Raw genomic sequence first — 18,623 nt, 5'->3', positions numbered from 1 at the left:
GGGCATAAGTGCCGTGAGCCGGCCATTTCAGCGCAGGTCGATGTTTTTTAAATAGGCGGAAATTTAGGAAAAGGCCTACGTTTGGCTGTGAATTATCGTCTCGAGAAAGTCGGAGCTTTCTCGATATACGGTCACGAAGAAACACCGCGAAACGGTTTTGCGGGGAATATGCAGCAAGAACAGATGAGCTGAGTGCTCTAGATCAACGTTTTGCACGTTGAAGCCCTCCGCAAGTCCGTCGAGTCGCTCAGGGCCCCGGCGAACTTGCGTCGCAGCTTTACCTGACCCGGCCCTTGCGCAGGTACTCCCTGTACCCGTAGGTCACTCCGACCCTGAAACAGTCAGAACGTCCCGACCCCTTGATCATGCGTCTACCGTCCTCGGGTAGCGCAGTGGAAAGAAGCGCTGGGGCCTCTTTCGTGTTTCGAAACTCAGTACCAGTTCGGATCTTTCTTCAGTTGCTCCATCAACAACTTCTGCATGCCTTCGTCCGGTTTTCCCAGGAAGCGGTAGTCGGCATGTCGTGTGGGCGACTTGTCGGCCGGCAGGCCTGCTGGCACTTCGACGAGCATGGCGTAGGCATCCTTCTTGTCGAAGCTGAATGCCACGATCAAGCGGTTGTTCAGACACGTCTGCCGGGTTTCGCAGAGCGGCCCGACCAGATACTCGTCGCCATCCTCTTCAACAGCATTCATTTGCTCGGCATCGCCGGACAGGTTCATCACCCATTCCGGCAGGCGTTCTTCTTTCTTCACAACGCCTTGCCAGGTTTCACGGTACTGCGGGTCTGCAGTGAGCAATTCATTGACCCGCATCTGGCCATCATTGGCCGCCATTGCCATGGCACTGCCGCCCAGAAGCAGGGCGGCGGCCACTGTCTTTAACGAAATGCCCATGGTCAGCCTCGACCGCGGCGGCCAAAGAAGAAGGAAGCAATGAACATCACCAGGAATACGACAAAGAGAATCTTGGCGATACCCGTGGCGGTGCCCGCGATACCACCGAAGCCCAGTACTGCAGCGATGATGGCAATGATCAAGAATGTGATTGCCCAACTCAACATGGTGATTCTCCTTACGCGTTCTGTTTAAAGGTGTTGCTTTTGGTGCTTTTCCCGGCGCGTCGAGCGCGCCAAGTTCGTTTACCTAAAACACCCAACGTTCCTGAGGCGTCTCATCCACAGGCTGGGCCTGGTCGACGTCCATCATTCGCATCGAGTCGCTGTCAGCCAGGCTGCTGCTGACGGCGCTGAAGTGGGTTTGAGGAGTGTGTGGAATCGACAGGTGCGGCGTCTCTGGCTGCTGGCTCTGTTCCCAACGCAAGTACTGTTGGCCGCCAATCAAGGTGATCAATAGCGCCAGCAGGACAAACAAGCCTTGCTGGACGAGCAATGGCGAGATACGCAATTGGGCGGCACCTTGGCGATTCATCCTGAAGTTCCTCCCACGCTGGGGTAGTGATCTTTGGCGGGCGCTGGTTCATTAAATGCCCTTGTCACCCAGACTCTTGCAGCCTGCATGCCACCTTTTTTTTGGTACTAATTCGTTATAAATCAATTAGTTAAATGGTTGGTCCAAATCCTTATGGACGCATCCTGCACGATGGCCCTTCTGAGGTCGTGCGTAATGCACGATGGACTCGCGAATACTTTCAATATTTTTGGAATTGAGAGAAGGGCGCAGATGTCAGAAAGGGACGCAGGCCATCGCCGAAGAACGGTTCATTAATAAAGAATCAAATAAATCAGTTGGTTATCTTGTTGATAAGTAGATAGCTCCGCTGATTTGGCTGAAATCGGCCACAATCAATCATGCAACTTGCCCGATTTTTCTGGGCCTAACCAAAATCAACAATTAAAGGAGCGCAGGAACATGGAATCAGCCACTGAGCATCAAGGCCGCATTCTGCTGGTGGATGATGAATCCGCCATCCTCCGAACCTTTCGCTATTGCCTCGAAGATGAAGGCTACAGCGTGGCCACCGCGACCAGCGCTGCTCAGGCCGAAGCCTTATTGCAGCGCCAGGTTTTCGATCTGTGTTTCCTCGATTTGCGCCTGGGTGAAGACAATGGGCTCGATGTGCTGGCCCAAATGCGCATCCAGGCGCCGTGGATGCGGGTGGTGATCGTGACTGCTCACTCGGCGGTGGACACTGCCGTGGATGCGATTCAGGCCGGTGCCGCCGACTATCTGGTCAAACCTTGCAGCCCCGACCAGTTGCGTCTGGCCACGGCCAAACAGCTGGAAGTACGACAACTCTCGGCGCGCCTGGAAGCCCTCGAAGGTGAAGTGCGCAAACCCAAGGAAGGCCTGGATTCCCACAGTCCGGCCATGAAAGTGGTGCTCGAAACCGCACGCCAGGTTGCCAGTACTGACGCCAACATCCTGATTCTCGGCGAGTCCGGCACCGGTAAAGGTGAACTGTCCCGGGCGATTCACGGCTGGAGCAAACGCCAGAAGAAATCCTGCGTCACCATCAACTGCCCGTCCCTGACTGCAGAGTTAATGGACAGCGAACTTTTCGGCCACAGCCGGGGCGCATTTACCGGTGCCAGTGAAAGTACCTTGGGTCGTGTCAATCAGGCCGATGGCGGGACGTTGTTTCTCGACGAGATCGGCGATTTCCCCCTGACCTTGCAGCCAAAATTGCTGCGTTTCATTCAGGACAAGGAATACGAACGCGTGGGCGACCCGGTGACCCGTCGCGCCGACGTGCGAATCCTCGCAGCGACTAACCTCAACCTGGAAGACATGGTTCGCGACGGTCGTTTTCGTGAAGACTTGCTCTATCGCCTGAACGTCATCACCTTGCACCTGCCGCCGCTTCGCGAGCGCAGGGAAGACATTCTGAATCTGGCTGACCGTTTCCTGGCGCGTTTCGTCAAGGAGTACTCGCGTCCGGCCCGATGCTTCAGCGACGAGGCCCGCGAAGCGCTGCTCAGCTACCGCTGGCCGGGCAACATTCGCGAGCTGCGCAACGTGGTGGAGCGCGCGAGCATTATTTGCCCGCAGGAGCGGGTAGAGCTCAGCCACTTGGGCATGGCCGAGGCCCCGGCCAACCACACGCCGCGCATTGGTGCTGCGTTGAGCCTGGATGAGTTGGAGAAAGCTCACATTGGCGCGGTCCTCGCCACGGCCGACACGCTGGACCAGGCGGCCAAGACCCTGGGTATCGATGCCTCGACCCTGTACCGCAAACGCAAGCAGTACAACCTGTGAGTCGTAATCGATGAAACTGGCGATGACGTTGCGCACCCGGCTGTTTCTGAGCATTTCCGCGCTGATTACGGTGGCGCTGCTTGGGCTCTTGCTCGGGCTGGTCAGCGTGATGCAGATGGCAGGGACTCAGGAAGCCCTGATCCGTGACAACTTCGTCAGGCTGGATCTGGGATTGAAGCTGCGTCAAAGCCTGGGTGATCAACTGGTCATCGTGCTTGGCGAGAACCCTGATCCTGCGGCGTTCGAGGCCTCCAGGCAGCACTCTCTTGAATTGCTTGACGAAGGCATTGCTCGCGAACCGTCCAGCGAGGGTGCCCAGTATGGTTTCAGAAAGGCCAAGGCTGATTATCAGAGCTTACTGCAGGCCTTTGATCTTTCCCGCGCTCCGGTACAGGTAGTCAATGATGACGGGGACCTCACGGAAAAATTCAACGCGTTGCGTAACGGTTTGATCTCTGAACAGAAGCGCGCACTGGATAACATCACTGAGATCGAGCGCGAGTCCCGGGAGCGGGCACTGTTGATTGCCGGCCTGCTTGGGTTGGTCGGGGTGGCGGTGTTGTTCATCGGGTTCATTACCGCCCATGCGATCGCCCGGCGGTTCGGGGCTCCGATCGAGGCTCTGGTGCAGGCAGCTGACAATATCGGTCAGGGCAATTTCGAAGTGACCCTGCCGATTTCTTCCGCGGTGGAAATGAACCAGTTGAGCCGGCGTTTCGGAATCATGGCCGAGGCCTTGCGTGAGCACCAGGCTACCAATATCGACGAGCTGCTCGCCGGCCAGCAACGTTTGCAAGCGGTGCTCGACAGCATCGACGACGGTTTGCTGATTATCGATCGTCAAGGTCATCTCGAGCACCTCAACCCGGTGGCTCAGCGCCAATTAGGCTGGGACACCGATCGTCTCGGTCAAGGGCTGGGCACGGCGCTTGAGCGTCCCGAACTGGATGAACAACTGCAGCTGGTATTGCGCGGCGGCACTCTGGAACGTGCGCCGGAAGACCTGAGTATCGAGGTCGATGGCGAGTCGCGATTGCTGACGTATAGCCTGACGCCGGTCAGCCATACCCAGGGTCATATTCTCGGCGCCGTGATGGTGTTGCATGACGTCACCGAACAGCGTGTCTTCGAACGGGTACGCAGCGAGTTCGTCTTGCGCGCCTCCCATGAGTTGCGCACACCGGTTACCGGGATGCACATGGCATTCGGCCTGTTCCGTGAGCGGACGCATTTTGCCGCAGACTCCCGCGAAGCCGACCTGCTGGACACCGTCAACGAAGAAATGCAGCGCCTGATGCAGTTGATCAACGACCTGCTGAATTTCTCTCGCTATCAAAACGGCCTGCAAAAACTCACGCTGGCACCGTGCTCTATTGAGGACTTGCTGGATCAGGCCCAGACACGTTTTGCCGTCTCGGCGCAGGAGAAGGGCATTGAGCTGCTGGTGGAAGTGCAGGGACCATTACCGCGGCTGCAAGCTGATCAGGCGCAACTGGAGCGGGTGCTCGACAACCTGATCGACAACGCCTTGCGCCATACCTCCCACGATGGACTGATCCGTTTGCAGGCCCGGCGCCATGGAGAGCGGATGATTATCAGTGTCGAGGACAACGGCGAGGGCATTGCCTACGGCCAGCAGGGACGGATCTTCGAGCCCTTTGTCCAGGTCGGCCGCAAAAAGGGCGGTGCCGGGCTTGGTCTGGCGCTGTGCAAGGAAATCGTGCAACTGCACGGCGGGCGGATGGGTGTCTACTCGCGGCCGGGGCAGGGCACGCAGTTCTACATGGCACTGGCGATATAAACCGTAGCCATCTCAGGCTTCGTCATCCAGACGTCGCGTGCTCAGTCGGCGACCACGGGTAATCAGTTCGATGAACTGCACGGCGCTCAGTGCGTGGGCGAACAACCAACCCTGGCCGAACTTCACCCCTTCGCTGCTCAGAAACACCGCTTGGGCTTCATGTTCGATGCCTTCTGCAATCACCTTGAGTTGCAGGGCCTGAGCCATGCGAATGATGTGCGGTGCCACGCCGCTGCTGGCGGCGTCATGGCCCAGCGCGTCGATAAACGCCTTGTCGATTTTCAGGCAGTCCACCGGTAAGGTTTGCAGGTAGGCGAGGCTGCAATAGCCGGTGCCAAAGTCGTCGATCAGCACCTGATGCCCGACATCCCGCAGGGCTTGCAGGTTTTCTCGGGCCACCACCACATCGACCAATCCGCGCTCGGTCACCTCAAAGGCAATCTGCCTGGCCGCCACCCGGTGCACACTCAGCAGACGCGCCATCACCTGACCGATACGCGGCACCATGACATCGCAGGCCGCCAGGTTGACCGAGATGTACAGCTGCGGATTGGACCGCAACAGTTGCCCGAGCTGTTCCAGCAGGCGCTGCAATACGAAGTCGGTCATCTGGCGGATCTGGCCGGTATTTTCCGCCATCGGAATGAACAGGTCGGGACTGGTCAGCGTGCCGTCCGGTCTTCGCCAGCGCAGCAAGGCTTCGGCACCGACGCAGTTGCGGCTGTCGAGGTCGAAGATCGGTTGATACAACACCTGAAGCTCGCCTCGCCGCATGGCGCCTTGCAGTTCGGCATCCAGCGACTGACGCTGGCGTACCAGCAAAAACACCAGAATACCGACACAGGCACTCAGCGCCAGGCTCGCCGGCAGTAGCCACCACCATACCGCCGGTACATGCATTCCTGTGCGTGGGGTGATCAGTACCAGTTGGTATTCGGGGGTGTTAGTGGGCATTCGGTAAATCAGGCGGGTATGGGTGACTTGCAGCGCATCGGAGCTTTTCGGGGGCCAGGGTTCCGCGGGGGGCCAGGCCTGCGCGACACCGAGTACCGGAATCGCCCGGGTGCCGTGGTCGAGCACCACCAACAGGCTGCTCCCTGGAGACAGATCGACCATGTCGGTCAAATGCCCGCGCGACGTCGCCACCCGGAAATTGCCACGCCCAAGCATCAGTGCAGCGCGGTTCTCATCGGGTTCGGTGGTGGTGTTCAGCCAATAGCTGTAGGTGGGGCCCTTGATGTCCGGCGGTCGGATCAACGATACCCCTTCCTGGCGGGGGCGGTTGGAGCAGGTTCGCGAAGTGTCCATATAAGCGGCTTCATAAACGAAGCGGTAGTTGAAGCTGACCTGCTGCAGGGTCGCGATCATTTCGTCATCGCAACCTCGAAGCGGTTGGGCTTCCAGGTCATCGAGGCTTTCGCGCAACTGCCCGAACAGCTGCTCCAGGCGGACCAGAAAGCGTTCTCCCTGGGCGTTCATTTCCTGGCTTTCGTTGTGCTCGACTTGATTCATCGCCACGAACAAACTGCCGACCGTCAGAAGCGTTGCGCTCAAGGCAGTAGCCAGCATCGCCAAAAACCAAGGGCGATAGAACCAGCTATGCAGTCTCTCCCGAGCAGCAGGCATCATGGAATATCCGAAGAATTACCAATGAGTTATAGCTGCTGATCTGGAAAAAGCGCTGACCGTCGGGCGGGCGTCATTATTTTGTCTGATTCAACACCTGAAGAATCGCCGCGGTTTGCGCATCCGGCGTACCGTCGAAACGGGAAGGGCGAAAATGCAGCTGAAAGGCCGCCAGCACATTACGTGTCTCTACATCCAGTTCGCCGGTTTGCGGCGTGGCATAGCCCAAGCGGGCAAGCTGTCCCTGAAACCAACTGATGCTGGGCAGTTGCACGGCGAACTGCGCTTGTTGCCGCGCCACAGCCTGCTCGTTCGGCCAGATCCCCAGGCCTTCGGCAGCCAGACGCTTCCAGGGAAACAGCGGGCCGGGGTCGAGTTTACGCATCGGTGCGATGTCGCTATGACCAATGATATGGCGGGGGCTGATCCCTTGGCGCTTACTGATGTCCTTGAGCAGGAAGATCATCGACTGAATCTGGGCTTCGCTGTAGGGATACCAAAGACGCCCGTTCGGGGTGTCCTCAAAGCCCTGATTAACGATCTCGATACCAATGGAGCTGGAGTTCAACCAGGTCCGGCCTTGCCATTCACTTTCGCCAGCGTGCCAGGCCCGGAAATTTTCATCAATTAGCTTATAAATAGTGGCGCGCTTGTCGTCGCTAATCAGGTAGTGGCTGCTGACCTCGCCGTGGGTCAGCAATTGCAACGAGGTCTCCAGGGATGCCGAGGTGTAATGCATCACCACGAATTGGATACGACTGTCGTGATTGGCTGAAGGGTGGCTGGTATCAATTCGGGGGCCGCTGGCACAACCGGCTAATAGAAGCAGCGACGCAATAAGAACAAGACATTTCATGGCGGGAGGCAGTACACGCAAGAAAATAATGCAACAGTGTAACGGTATTGCCTTGCGCGCAGATGGCAAAAAATGCTGTTTTAAACAAAATGGAACAATTAGCTATCAACCCAGTTCTATTCGATTCCGGCCATTATTTTTCGCCCGATATAGCGCCTGATCGGCTCTTTTAAGCACCAGATCACTATGTTCGCCCGACCTGAAGGCGGTCAGTCCCATGGAAATGGTGATGGTGACTCGCTCGCCCTTGAAGTGGAACGGGCAGGCTTCGATCGATGCGCGCAAGGTTTCCAGCAGTTTCGCGCCCACCGCCGGCACCGTGGCAGGCATCAACAGTACAAACTCCTCACCGCCAAATCGGGCAATGAAATCAGTCCCGCGCAGACGCTTGCGTAGCACGCTGGCGATGATTTTCAGCACCTTGTCGCCCGCCAGATGGCCATAGTTGTCATTGATGCGTTTGAAATGGTCGAGGTCGAGCATTGCCAGCAACAGGGTATTGCCATGTTGCTGCCATTGGCCGATTTCATGCTCCAGGCGTTCGCTCCAGGCTGCTCGATTCGGCAGGCTGGTCAATGGATCGATCAACGCTTTTTGGCGCTGCTCTTCGAGATGCTCGCGGTAGCCCAGGGCTTCCTGCTCCATGTGTGCAACCCTTTCGGCCAGGCTTTGCAGGCGGGCTGCTACTTCCTGCTCACGCTCGTCGCGCTGCTTCTGGTGTTGGTCCATGGTGCCGAGCAGGCCTTCGAGATGGTTTTCCAGCACATGCTTGAGATCATCAAGATCCGCCGCTTCCTGCATGCTGCTTTGCAAACCGTCGACTTGCTCGCGAATCTGCGTGTCCATCTCCCGCGCGGCCGAGCGGTTGTCGGCGTGGCCGTCGCTCGCCGCTTGCAGGTTGCTTTGAAATGACTCGAGGCGTTCGTTGAGTTGCTGCAAATACGCTTCGAATTCGTGCTGGCCGCTGTCGGTGATCGCCAGCATTAACGTAGCCAGGTCATCGAGGATCGGTAGCAATTCGTACCAGTTCAAGCCATTTTGAAGACGATCGCGCATCGCCTCGGCTTGCGGACGATGGCGCTCGGGCAACGCCAGGTCATCGAGAAGGCCTAGCAGGGTGTCTTCGATGTGCTTGGCGACAGAGCTGTAGGACGGCTCCGGCGAATCCGGCAGGGCATACAGAATATCGTGCTCGGACTGCTCTGGATCGATCGCCATCGGAGTCAGTTCATCGGGATTGATTGCCGACAAAGCCTGAGTAGCCGGTAGGGCGATCGATGGAACCGGCTCTTGTGGTTGCTCGACATGTGGTCGGGTTTGTAACTCCGGGACTTGGCTGCTCGTAGCTTCTGGCTCAAGAACGGGCGGGACAAACGCCACGACTTCAGCCGCAGGTGCCATTGATGTTGGCGCCTGAATTTGCGCTGGCTCGGGGTGCGCAGCGGCGGGCAGGGCGGCTTCTACGGTTGGCAACACCACTTGCGGCTTATCGACGGCTGGCGTGAGATTGGCTATCGCTTGTAGGGGCTCGGCCGGCAGTGCTGCAACCGGTTCGACAGGTTGCGGGGCTGGCATTTGCGATTCGGCGGCGGCGAGCTGTGGCGCGGTCTCTTCTGTTTCCCTACCGAACAACCGCTGCAGGAAACCCGGACGATCAGGTTCGGCAGGGTTCTCCAGCAGGTTCAAGGCTTTGCCCTGCAAGCCGCTCAGCTCGCTGAGCAGCAACGGGATTTCGCGAGCCTGACTTACGCGTCCGTCCAGCTGTTTGGCGAATTTTTTCAGCGGTCGACTCACTTCCCGGGGCAGCGGCAATGCTTGCAGCTGAGAGACCAGCGACGTCAGGGCGGCACTGACTTGATCGACCCGGGTTTCCCGACGTTGCTCGGAGTCGAGCACGGCTTTTTCCAGGCGCGGCAGCAAGGCAGCCAGGCCGGCGTCCATGTCATCGGTGCGTACGACTTCGCGCATTTCCTTCATGCATTGGTCAACGGCGCGATCGGTACCTTCTGCGGCCAGGGTGCTGCGCACCAGCCCTCGACGCAGCAAGTCGAGCCGGGCGTCCCATCGACGTTCCAGTTTTTCTTGTTGTTCGATGCTTTTGAGGTATTTCTCTTTCCAGCGCTGTGCTTCGTCGCTCATTCAGGCAGGACTCAACGCGGGCAATGCATCGGCCGTGAGCGAACCCGGCAGACGAATCTCTACCGCGACCGGCAGGTGATCGGAAATGGGTTGTGCCAGCACTTCGACTTTTTCAAGGGTCAGGGTAGGGCTGAGCAGAATATGGTCCAGGCAACGCTGTGGGCGCCAGCTGGGGAAGGTCGCTTCCAGTTGCGGCGCGAGCAGGCCCAAATCACGCAACGGGGAGTTTTGCAGCAAGTCACTGGCATGGGTGTTCATGTCGCCCATCAGCACCTGGTGTTTATAACCGCCGATCAACTCGCGGATGTAAGCCAGTTGCAGGCTGCGGGCGCGAGCGCCCAGTGCCAGGTGCATCATCACCACCACGAGCGCCTCTGGACCTTCGCCGAAGCGCACCAGAATGGCCCCGCGACCCTTGGGTCCCGGCAGCGGATGATCTTCAATCGCCCATGGGCGCAGGCGGCTGAGCACGCCATTGCTGTGCTGGCCGAGATGACCGAGGTTGCGATTGAGTTGTTGATACCAGTAGGGGAAGGCGCCGAGCTGCGCCAGGTGTTCGACCTGATTGACGTAGCCTGATCGCAGGCTGCCGCCATCGGCTTCCTGCAAGGCGACCAGATCGAAGTCGCCCAGCAGATTACCGATTTTTTGCAGATTGTCGGCACGCCCGGTGTGTGGCAACAGATGCTGCCAGCCGCGGGTCAGATAGTGCCGATAGCGCTCGGTACTGATACCGACCTGGATATTGAAACTGAGCAAACGCAGACGGCTGTCCACGGGCAACCCCGTCGATTCCAGGTGATGCTCGTTGACCCGCGGATCATGCAGGCCAACGATGCGTTCAGTTCCCCAGCGGCGCATGGCAGGCGCCGCGCTTAGTTGGCGACGGCCTTGGTTGCCGCTCGCTCTTTGGCTACCAGTTGGTCGGCCAGTTTCAGCGCTTGTTCGGCACCGCCGGCAGAGCCGATGTCAAAGCGATACTTGCCGTTGACGATCATGGTAGGCACGCCGGAGATTTCATATTTCTTTGCAAGTTCTTTGGCTTTGTTGATCTGGCCCTTGATGGCGAAGGAGTCGAAGGTGGCCAGGAACTTGTCCTTGTCTACACCTTGGGTCGCCAGGAAGTCCGCCATGTCTTCTTTGTCGGTCAGTTTCTTGTGTTCTTTCTGAATCGCTTCGAAAACTGCGGCGTGAACCTTGCTTTCGACGCCCATGGCTTCGAGGGTCAGGAACATCTGGCCGTGTGCGTCCCAAGGGCCGCCAAACATGGCCGGAATGCGCACGAAGTTCACGTCGGAAGGCAGTTTTTCAACCCATGGGTTAATGACGGGTTCGAAGGCATAGCAATGCGGGCAACCGTACCAGAACAGCTCCACGACTTCGATCTTGCCAGGCACGGCCACCGGGACCGGATTGCTCAGCTCGACAAAGGGCGCTTCAGGTTTTTCGGCGGCTTGGGCGGTCATGCCGAACAGGCTGGCAGCGACTAGTGCGGCGCTGATGATCAGATTACGCATGCTTTACTCCTGGACAAATTGGGTCGCCTCGCGCGACCTGTTTTCAGACAGATCCTGGCGGGCTTGAGTTTGTAGTGTAACGGCAGCGGCCACAAAAAAGGGCAGCCAAAGCCACCCTTTTTATGTTTGCATCGACGGATTAATCGAGTGTTAACGTTGCAAGAGATGTACACCCCTCACAACGCTCGATCACAAACCTTAGTGCAAGCCTTGAATATAGCTGGAGACTGCGGCGATATCTTCGTCGCTCAGCTTTTTAGCGATGCTCTGCATCGGTTTGGTATCGCCGTCGTTGGTCCGGCCGCCTTCTTCTTTTCTGAAGTCGGTCAGTTGCTTGCCGACGTACTGAGCATGCTGGCCGCCCAGATGCGGGAAGCCGGCAGCTGCGTTGCCCTTGCCATCTGGAGAGTGGCAGCCGGTGCAGGCTGGCAGACCCTTGGCCAGGTCGCCACCACGGAACAGTGCTTCACCGCGAGCCACGACTTTCGGGTCGGCGGCGCCGACGCTGCCTTTTTGGCTGGCGAAGTAGGCGGAGATATCAGCCAGATCCTGATCGCTCAGGTTGGTCAGCAGGCCAGTCATTTCCAGTACCGTGCGCTTGCCGGACTTGATGTCGTGCAGCTGTTTGTTCAGATAACGCTCGCCCTGGCCTGCCAGTTTCGGAAAGTTAGGCGCCATGCTGTTGCCATCCGGGCCATGACAGGCGCCACATACTGCGGCTTTCGCCTGACCAGCAGTCGCATCACCTGCAGCATGGGCAATGCCGGAGATCCCCACGGTCAACAGCAGACTCACGATCAATTTGTTCATCAGCTAATCCAACTACGGCTAAGGGTTAAAGAGTTATGGGCCGGGTTTACTCGCTCATCCAGTGGATGATGGCTCGGTAATCCTCGGCACTGCAGTCCATGCACAAACCACGCGGCGGCATCGCCTTGAAACCCTGGGTCACGTGTTGCACCAGCGTCTCCATACCTTTCGCCAACCTCGGCGTCCAAGTTTCCTGATCGCCCTTGCGGGGCGCCATGGGTAGTTGGCCGGAATGACAGGCACCACAAACACGGTTGTACACAGCTTCCGGATCCTGTGTAGCCTGAGCGCTGTAAAGCGGCATCAAGACACCGGCAGCTAGCAGCCATTTCGTCATAAAACGACCTTTTCAGGGTTGAGAGCGTGCTGCGTTCTAGTGCGCAATCAAGGTTAATCGCTCTCGTGAACTTCATCCTACGCTGGGACAAAGCGCACACAAAATCTGCGGCATTATATACTGGCGTCACTGAAACGGAAACGACACTGCTTGCCGCGTCCATTCCCGGCGCCGCCCACATCGGAAATCCCATGCAACTCAAGAACCCCATCCTCGGCCTGTGCCAACAGTCCACCTTTATGCTCAGCGCCGCCAAAGTCGACCAATGCCCCGACGACGAAGGCTTTGAAGTGGCCTTCGCCGGGCGTTCCAACGCCGGTAAGTCCAGCGCGTTGAACACCCTGACACACGCCAGCCTGGCGCGGACCTCGAAAACACCGGGTCGCACGCAGCTATTGAACTTCTTCAAGCTAGACGATGAACGCCGTCTGGTCGACCTGCCGGGTTACGGTTACGCGAAAGTACCAATCCCGTTGAAGCTGCACTGGCAGCGTCACCTGGAAGCCTATCTGGGCGGTCGCGAGAGTTTGAAAGGTTTGATTCTGATGATGGACATCCGTCATCCAATGACCGATTTCGACCTGCTGATGCTCGATTGGGCCATCGCCAGTGGCATGCCGATGCATATTTTGCTGACCAAGGCAGACAAGCTGACCTACGGCGCGGCGAAAAACGCGCTGCTCAAGGTTCAGGCGGAAATCCGCAAGGGCTGGGGCGATACGATCACTATCCAGCTGTTTTCGGCACCGAAACGCATGGGCCTGGAAGACGCCTACACTGTTCTGGCGGGCTGGATGGAGTTGGCGGACAAGGGCGCTGAGACTGCCGAGTAACGCTCTCCGGACAAATCTGCAGGCAAAAAAAACCCCGGACTTCATATGGGGAGGGAGAAGTTCCGGGGTTCAAGCTCCGGACCGCTAGGGCGGGGTCCAGATATCTGCCAACACTTAACACAACATAGGAGCATCGAAGGGCTTCACCAGCCATTCAGTATCTCTGAGTGGCGGTTCACGGATTTAGTTCAGACTATTTTCAAAAACCATTGGAAATAATCGATGTCATTTTCCGCACTATAGCCCTTCGTTATTTTGTGCTGCGGCATAAGGCCGCAGCACAGGCGTCTTTCAGCCGATCAGTGCGCTTCATCCCAGTTGTTGCCTACGCCTACCTCGACCAGAAGTGGTACATCCAGTTGTGCGGCGCTGCTCATGTGTACGCGAATCTCCTCACGCACCTGGTCGATCAAGTCCTCACGCACCTCAAGCACCAATTCATCGTGTACCTGCAGGATGACTTTGGCGTCCAGGCCTGACGATGTCAGCCAGTTATCCACGGTTACCATGGCTTTCTTGATGATGTCCGCCGCGGTGCCTTGCATCGGGGCGTTGATCGCTGTGCGCTCGGCAGCTTTGCGCAGGGCCTGGTTTTTCGCGTTTATTTCCGGCAGGTACAAGCGACGACCAAAGATGGTTTCGACGAAACCTTGCTCGGCGGCCTGGGCGCGCGTGCGCTCCATGTATTCCAGTACACCGGGATAACGGGCGAAATAGCGGTCGATGTAGGCCTGGGATTGTTTACGGTCAACGCCGATCTGCTTGGCCAGGCCAAACGCGCTCATGCCGTAGATCAAACCGAAGTTGATCGCTTTCGCGCTACGACGCTGATCGTTAGTGACTTCGTCCAGCTCGACGCCAAACACCTCTGCGGCCGTTGCCCGGTGTACATCGAGGTTGTTGCGGAAGGCGTGCAGCAAGCCTTCATCCTTGGCCAGATGCGCCATGATCCGCAGTTCGATTTGCGAGTAGTCCGCGGCCAGCAGCTTGTAGCCTTTCGGCGCGACGAACGCCTGACGAATCCGACGACCTTCGGCAGTGCGAATCGGAATGTTCTGCAGGTTCGGGTCGATGGACGACAAACGTCCGGTAGCGGCGACGGCTTGCTGGTAAGACGTATGAATGCGCCCGGTACGAGCATTGATCTGCTCTGGCAAACGGTCGGTATAGGTGCTTTTAAGCTTGCTCAGCGAGCGGTACTGCATCAGCACCTTGGGCAGCGGGTAGTCTTGTTCGGCCAACTCGGCCAACACCGCTTCGGCAGTCGAAGCCTGGCCCTTGGCGGTTTTGCTGAGTACGGGCAAACCGAGCTTTTCGTAGAGGATCACGCCCAGCTGCTTCGGCGAACCCAGGTTGAATTCTTCACCGGCAATGGCGAACGCCTCACGCTCAAGGGCGACCAGTTTCTCGCCCAGCTCGACGCTCTGGATGCCCAGCAGGTTGGCATCCACGAGCGCGCCCTGGCGCTCGATACGGGCCAGAACCGGCATCAGCGGCATTTCAATCTCGTTGAGCACTTTGCCCAGGCTTGGCGTTGCTGCCAGTTTTTCCTGCAAAGCCAGGTGCAACTGGAAGGTGACATCGGCATCTTCGGCAGCATAGGGGCCGGCCAGCTCAAGAGAGATCTGGTCGAAAGTCAACTGTTTGACGCCTTTGCCCGCGATCCCTTGAATGTCGCTCTTGCTTTGGCCCAGGTACTTGAGCGCCAGGCTGTCCATGTCATGGCGGGTGGCCGTCGAGTCCAGGACGTAAGACTCGAGCATGGTGTCGTAGGCAATACCCTGAACAATAATCCCGTTGCTCTGATCGCCACCGATGGCGCAGTTGGCGAGGATATTGGTTTCGAACTTGGCGTGCTGGCCGACTTTCAGTTTGTTCGGATTTTCCAGCAGCGGCTTCAGTGCCAGCAGCACGGTGTCGCGATCCAGTTGCTCCGGCACGCCCATGTAGGAATGGGTCAGCGGAATGTAGGCCGCTTCATTGGCCGCGACGGAAAACGACAGACCCACCAGTTGTGCATGTTGAGCATCGGTGCCATTGGTTTCGGTGACGAAGGCGATCAGTGGCGCTTTGTCGAGCTTGGCCAGCCAGGCCTCGAAGTGCTGCTGGTCGAGGATGGTTTCGTATTTCGCTTCGGCGGCGCCCGGCTGTTCTTGGGCGACCTCGACAATTTCCTGACCCGATCGCTTCGCGTCGCGCTGGTTCTCTTCGAACCAGCTTTTGAATTCCAGCAGGGTGTAGAGCTCGGCGAGCTTGTCGTGATCCGGCTTGCCCATTTGCAGGTCATCGAGACCGATGTCCAGTGGCACATCGATCTTGATGGTTGCCAGTTGATAGGAGAGGAACGCCATCTCCTTATGCTCTTCGAGCTTGGCCGGCAGGGTTTTGGCGCCGCGAATCGGCAGGGTCGGGACGATGTCGAGCTGCGCATAGAGCTCGGTCAGGCCGCCGTTCACACCGACCAACAGGCCGGAAGCAGTCTTGGGGCCGATACCCGGAACGCCCGGGATGTTGTCGGACGAATCGCCCATCAGTGCCAGATAATCGATGATCTGCTCGGGAGCGACGCCGAATTTCTCCTTCACGCCTTCCACGTCGAGCGCGCTACCGGTCATCGTATTGACCAAGGTAATGTGCCCGTCGACCAGTTGCGCCATGTCCTTGTCGCCGGTGGAGATCACCACCGGGCGGTCGGCGGCCGCGCTGCTGCGGGCCAGGGTGCCGATCACGTCGTCGGCTTCAACGTTGTCCACGCACAGCAATGGAAAGCCCAGGGCTTTGACGCTGGCGTGCAGCGGGTCGATCTGGACCCGCATGTCGTCGGGCATGCTTGGGCGATTGGCCTTGTATTCGGCGAACATCGCGTCGCGGAACGTCCCGCCCTTGGCGTCGAATACCACGGCGAACGGGCTGTCCGGGTACTGCTTGCGCAGACTCTTGAGCATGTTCAATACGCCTTTGACCGCTCCGGTCGGCAGGCCTTTGGACGTGGTCAGCGGTGGCAGCGCGTGAAAGGCGCGGTACAGATAAGAAGAACCGTCCACCAGGACGAGGGGGGCTTGGCTCATGAGCAGGATCAACCTTTTCGGCGGGTCCGGCGCTAGAATAGCGGGACCGTTGACGACAAAGGGACAAGGTTATCATGCGCACACTAAATCGCTTGTTGCTGGCTGGCTTGTTTGCAATCACTCCATTGGCTGTCATGGCGGCGGACGACGCGCCCTCGGCGGACCCAGATGTAACAATCCGCACTGAAGGTGACAAAACCATTCAGGAATATCGGCAAAATGGCTTTTTGTACGCCATCAAGGTGACCCCGAAAGTCGGTAAACCGTATTTCCTGGTGCGTGCTGATGGCTCGGACGGTAACTTCATCCGCTCGGACCAGCCGGATATGCTGATTCCGTCGTGGAAAATATTCGAGTGGTAAACCGCTCCTAACTTAAATCGGCGCTGGCAGTCGCGGCGCCCGTACTGGCAGTTTTAACCATGTCTGTGTTCACCCCCCTGGCTCGGCCCGAGCTGGAAACCTTTCTCGCCCCTTACGGGCTTGGCCGCCTGCTTGATTTCCAGGGGATCGCCGCCGGTAGCGAAAACACCAATTTCTTTATCAGCCTGGAGCAGGGCGAATTTGTCCTGACCCTGGTCGAGCGTGGTCCGGTGCAGGAGATGCCGTTCTTCATCGAGCTGCTCGACGTGCTGCACGACGCCAACCTGCCGGTGCCTTATGCCCTGCGCACCACCGACGGCGTCGCCTTGCGCGAACTGGCCGGCAAACCTGCGCTGCTGCAGCCACGTCTGGCGGGCAAGCACATCAAGGACGCTAACGCGCAGCATTGTGCTCAGGTCGGCGAGCTGCTGGCTCATCTGCACTTGGCGACCCAGGCCAACATGATCAAACGCAAAACCGATCGCGGCCTGGACTGGATGCTGGAAGAGGGCACGCAGTTGCTTTCGCATCTGAATGCCGAGCAAAGCGATTTGCTGCAACGGGCGCTGGATGAAATCACACAACAGAAGACGAAAATTCTGGCGCTGCCGCGAGCCAACATCCACGCGGATCTGTTCCGCGATAACGCGATGTTCGAAGGCACACACCTGACCGGGTTGATCGACTTCTACAACGCCTGTTCGGGGCCGATGCTCTATGACGTGGCGATTGCCTTGAATGATTGGTGTTCGGACGAACAAGGGCAGCTTGATGGCGCTCGGGCGCGGGCATTGCTGGGCGCTTATGCCGCGTTGCGACCGTTTACCGCTGCCGAAGCCGAGCTATGGCCGACCATGCTGCGTGTGGCGTGCGTACGGTTCTGGTTGTCGCGGTTGATTGCCGCGGAGTCTTTCGCCGGGCAGGACGTGTTGATTCACGATCCGATGGAGTTTCAGCTGCGCTTGGCGCAGCGGCAGAAGGTCAGCACGCCGTTGCCGTTCGCGCTTTAAATTGTGGCGAGGGGGCTTGCCCCCGTTGGAGCGCGAAGCGCTCCCCTGCAAACTCATTGAGCGGGGGCTGCTTCGAAGCCCGACGGGGGCAAGCCCCCTCGCCACAGTTCTGCGGGACGGTTACAACGACTCCAGACACCCCGCCAAATCATTCCCCAGCTTTTCCAGCAACTGCTCATACCCCTGAGCGGTTGCTGGCGTGTAGCCGCCCAGTGCATCCAGTTCCGCCAGTTTCACCGGCAGCCCTGCCACCAGGGTTTCTGCCAGGCGCGGGCGCAGCGGTGGTTCGCTGAACACGCAGGTCTTGCCGACTTCCTGCAACCGCGTGCGCATCGCTGCCACGTGCTGGGCACCGGGCTGCACTTCGGCTGCGACACTGAACACGCCGGTGTGCTTGAGGCCGTAAGCGTCTTCGAAGTAATCGAAGGCTTCGTGGAACACGAAGTAAGGTTTGCCCGCGATGCCCGCCAGGCGAGCCTTCAGGCGCAAGTCCAAAGCATCGAGACGCTCATCGAACGCCTTGAGGTTGCTCTGGTAGCGCGCCGCGTTGGCCGGATCTACAGCACTCAAATCGGTGGCCATTTTGGTGGCGATCACGCGGGCGTTGATCGGTGACAACCACAAATGCGCATCCAGGTTGCCGGGGCGGTGATCGTGATCATGCTCGTCGGCTTCTTCGGCGTCGGAGTGGTTATCTTCGGCGAAATGTCGCAGTTTCAGGCCGGGCAAATCCTGCACCGCGATGCTGGGCAGCGTACGACCTTTCAGCACGCGAGGCAGGAAACCTTCCATGTCCGGGCCGATCCAGTACACCAGCTCCACCGATTGCACTTTCCGTACGTCGGAAGGGCGCAAGGCATAGTTATGGGGCGAAGCGCCGGGCGGCAGCAAGACTTCCGGAACCGCTACGCCGTCCTGCACCGCCGCGGCGATCAGCTGCAGGGGCTTGATGCTGGTGAGGACTTTGACTTCGGCTTGCGCTGAGCCAATCAGCAGAAAACTTGCGACAAATGCGACAAAGATAGAAAAAAGTCGGGACACGATGA

17 protein-coding genes are annotated in these 18,623 nt (G+C 58.4%); 5 read left to right on the top strand and 12 right to left on the bottom strand.

What is annotated here, in order from left to right; genetic code table 11:
• Window positions 1-431: 431 nt before the first annotated feature.
• From KGB18_RS00345 to KGB18_RS00335, 3 genes are all read right to left on the bottom strand, one after another.
• Window positions 432-896 carry an inhibitor of vertebrate lysozyme family protein gene (locus KGB18_RS00345; protein ID WP_223569230.1) on the bottom strand — a complete coding sequence of 155 codons (465 nt, stop codon included), beginning with the start codon at window positions 894-896 and terminating at the stop codon, window positions 432-434.
• 2 nt (window positions 897-898) lie between these two features.
• Window positions 899-1,063, bottom strand: a complete 165-nt coding sequence (locus KGB18_RS00340) for a DUF1328 domain-containing protein (protein ID WP_003177151.1) — start codon at window positions 1,061-1,063, stop codon at window positions 899-901.
• Between the two features lie 82 nt (window positions 1,064-1,145).
• Window positions 1,146-1,430, bottom strand: coding sequence for a hypothetical protein (locus KGB18_RS00335; protein ID WP_052963553.1), 285 nt, complete (start codon window positions 1,428-1,430; stop codon window positions 1,146-1,148).
• A gap of 441 nt (window positions 1,431-1,871) precedes the next feature.
• On the opposite strand from KGB18_RS00335, the gene algB reads away from it, so the two are divergent.
• Window positions 1,872-3,218, top strand: coding sequence for a sigma-54-dependent response regulator transcription factor AlgB (gene algB / locus KGB18_RS00330; RefSeq protein WP_123720068.1), 1,347 nt, complete (start codon window positions 1,872-1,874; stop codon window positions 3,216-3,218).
• Window positions 3,219-3,228: 10 nt separating this feature from the next.
• Window positions 3,229-5,019, top strand: a complete 1,791-nt coding sequence (locus KGB18_RS00325) for an ATP-binding protein (protein WP_123720067.1) — start codon at window positions 3,229-3,231, stop codon at window positions 5,017-5,019.
• Window positions 5,020-5,031: 12 nt separating this feature from the next.
• Here the strand turns inward: KGB18_RS00325 and KGB18_RS00320 are convergent, their stop codons facing one another.
• The 7 genes from KGB18_RS00320 to KGB18_RS00290 all read right to left on the bottom strand — a co-directional run bounded on the left by KGB18_RS00320 (window position 5,032) and on the right by KGB18_RS00290 (window position 12,304).
• Window positions 5,032-6,648, bottom strand: coding sequence for an EAL domain-containing protein (locus KGB18_RS00320; protein WP_223569229.1), 1,617 nt, complete (start codon window positions 6,646-6,648; stop codon window positions 5,032-5,034).
• A 73-nt stretch (window positions 6,649-6,721) separates the two neighbouring features.
• On the bottom strand, window positions 6,722-7,501 hold the full coding sequence (locus KGB18_RS00315; RefSeq protein WP_223569324.1) for an N-acetylmuramoyl-L-alanine amidase: 780 nt from the start codon (window positions 7,499-7,501) through the stop codon (window positions 6,722-6,724).
• Between the two features lie 105 nt (window positions 7,502-7,606).
• Window positions 7,607-9,640 carry a GGDEF domain-containing protein gene (locus KGB18_RS00310; protein WP_223569228.1) on the bottom strand — a complete coding sequence of 678 codons (2,034 nt, stop codon included), beginning with the start codon at window positions 9,638-9,640 and terminating at the stop codon, window positions 7,607-7,609.
• A complete protein-coding gene (locus KGB18_RS00305; RefSeq protein ID WP_123356945.1) occupies window positions 9,641-10,501 on the bottom strand; it encodes an endonuclease/exonuclease/phosphatase family protein in 861 nt (286 codons plus the stop codon).
• Window positions 10,502-10,515: 14 nt separating this feature from the next.
• The gene (locus KGB18_RS00300) at window positions 10,516-11,157 is read right to left on the bottom strand and encodes a thiol:disulfide interchange protein DsbA/DsbL (protein WP_123356943.1); all 642 of its coding nucleotides are present in this window, start codon (window positions 11,155-11,157) and stop codon (window positions 10,516-10,518) included.
• A gap of 198 nt (window positions 11,158-11,355) precedes the next feature.
• Window positions 11,356-11,967: a c-type cytochrome gene (locus KGB18_RS00295; RefSeq protein WP_007902879.1), complete on the bottom strand. Its 612-nt coding sequence runs from the start codon at window positions 11,965-11,967 to the stop codon at window positions 11,356-11,358.
• 46 nt (window positions 11,968-12,013) lie between these two features.
• Window positions 12,014-12,304 (bottom strand): c-type cytochrome, encoded by a 291-nt coding sequence (locus KGB18_RS00290; RefSeq protein ID WP_223569227.1) that lies wholly within the window; start codon window positions 12,302-12,304, stop codon window positions 12,014-12,016.
• A gap of 191 nt (window positions 12,305-12,495) precedes the next feature.
• Here KGB18_RS00290 and yihA point away from each other — a divergent pair, with 191 nt between their 5' ends.
• Window positions 12,496-13,137 carry a ribosome biogenesis GTP-binding protein YihA/YsxC gene (yihA, locus tag KGB18_RS00285; protein WP_123720064.1) on the top strand — a complete coding sequence of 214 codons (642 nt, stop codon included), beginning with the start codon at window positions 12,496-12,498 and terminating at the stop codon, window positions 13,135-13,137.
• A gap of 299 nt (window positions 13,138-13,436) precedes the next feature.
• Here the strand turns inward: yihA and polA are convergent, their stop codons facing one another.
• The gene (gene polA, locus KGB18_RS00280) at window positions 13,437-16,205 is read right to left on the bottom strand and encodes a DNA polymerase I (protein ID WP_223569226.1); all 2,769 of its coding nucleotides are present in this window, start codon (window positions 16,203-16,205) and stop codon (window positions 13,437-13,439) included.
• Window positions 16,206-16,279: 74 nt separating this feature from the next.
• Between polA and KGB18_RS00275 the strand changes: the two genes are divergently transcribed.
• Window positions 16,280-16,567, top strand: a complete 288-nt coding sequence (locus KGB18_RS00275; protein ID WP_008076254.1) for a DUF2782 domain-containing protein — start codon at window positions 16,280-16,282, stop codon at window positions 16,565-16,567.
• A 59-nt stretch (window positions 16,568-16,626) separates the two neighbouring features.
• The gene (locus KGB18_RS00270) at window positions 16,627-17,577 is read left to right on the top strand and encodes a homoserine kinase (RefSeq protein ID WP_038980340.1); all 951 of its coding nucleotides are present in this window, start codon (window positions 16,627-16,629) and stop codon (window positions 17,575-17,577) included.
• Between the two features lie 120 nt (window positions 17,578-17,697).
• Here KGB18_RS00270 and KGB18_RS00265 read toward each other — a convergent pair whose 3' ends face one another.
• Entirely contained in the window at window positions 17,698-18,618 is a 921-nt protein-coding gene (locus KGB18_RS00265; protein ID WP_123720317.1) for a zinc ABC transporter substrate-binding protein, read from the bottom strand.
• Window positions 18,619-18,623: the final 5 nt, after the last annotated feature.

Source organism: Pseudomonas sp. BF-R-26, from assembly GCF_019947395.1.
GTDB lineage: Bacteria > Pseudomonadota > Gammaproteobacteria > Pseudomonadales > Pseudomonadaceae > Aquipseudomonas > Aquipseudomonas farris.
This window is presented reverse-complemented; position numbering and strand designations above follow the sequence as displayed.

Bases quoted from the DNA above. Each gene is read 5' to 3' on its own strand.
- yihA (WP_123720064.1), top strand. From the start codon at position 12,496: ATGCAACTCAAGAACCCCATCCTCGGCCTGTGCCAACAGTCCACCTTT.
- KGB18_RS00340 (WP_003177151.1), bottom strand. From the start codon at position 1,063: ATGTTGAGTTGGGCAATCACATTCTTGATCATTGCCATCATCGCTGCA.
- KGB18_RS00345 (WP_223569230.1), bottom strand. From the start codon at position 896: ATGGGCATTTCGTTAAAGACAGTGGCCGCCGCCCTGCTTCTGGGCGGC.
- KGB18_RS00310 (WP_223569228.1), bottom strand. From the start codon at position 9,640: ATGAGCGACGAAGCACAGCGCTGGAAAGAGAAATACCTCAAAAGCATC.
- KGB18_RS00300 (WP_123356943.1), bottom strand. From the start codon at position 11,157: ATGCGTAATCTGATCATCAGCGCCGCACTAGTCGCTGCCAGCCTGTTC.
- polA (WP_223569226.1), bottom strand. From the start codon at position 16,205: ATGAGCCAAGCCCCCCTCGTCCTGGTGGACGGTTCTTCTTATCTGTAC.
- KGB18_RS00315 (WP_223569324.1), bottom strand. From the start codon at position 7,501: ATGAAATGTCTTGTTCTTATTGCGTCGCTGCTTCTATTAGCCGGTTGT.
- KGB18_RS00275 (WP_008076254.1), top strand. From the start codon at position 16,280: ATGCGCACACTAAATCGCTTGTTGCTGGCTGGCTTGTTTGCAATCACT.
- KGB18_RS00335 (WP_052963553.1), bottom strand. From the start codon at position 1,430: ATGAATCGCCAAGGTGCCGCCCAATTGCGTATCTCGCCATTGCTCGTC.
- KGB18_RS00320 (WP_223569229.1), bottom strand. From the start codon at position 6,648: ATGATGCCTGCTGCTCGGGAGAGACTGCATAGCTGGTTCTATCGCCCT.
- KGB18_RS00270 (WP_038980340.1), top strand. From the start codon at position 16,627: ATGTCTGTGTTCACCCCCCTGGCTCGGCCCGAGCTGGAAACCTTTCTC.
- KGB18_RS00295 (WP_007902879.1), bottom strand. From the start codon at position 11,967: ATGAACAAATTGATCGTGAGTCTGCTGTTGACCGTGGGGATCTCCGGC.
- KGB18_RS00305 (WP_123356945.1), bottom strand. From the start codon at position 10,501: ATGCGCCGCTGGGGAACTGAACGCATCGTTGGCCTGCATGATCCGCGG.
- algB (WP_123720068.1), top strand. From the start codon at position 1,872: ATGGAATCAGCCACTGAGCATCAAGGCCGCATTCTGCTGGTGGATGAT.
- KGB18_RS00290 (WP_223569227.1), bottom strand. From the start codon at position 12,304: ATGACGAAATGGCTGCTAGCTGCCGGTGTCTTGATGCCGCTTTACAGC.
- KGB18_RS00325 (WP_123720067.1), top strand. From the start codon at position 3,229: ATGAAACTGGCGATGACGTTGCGCACCCGGCTGTTTCTGAGCATTTCC.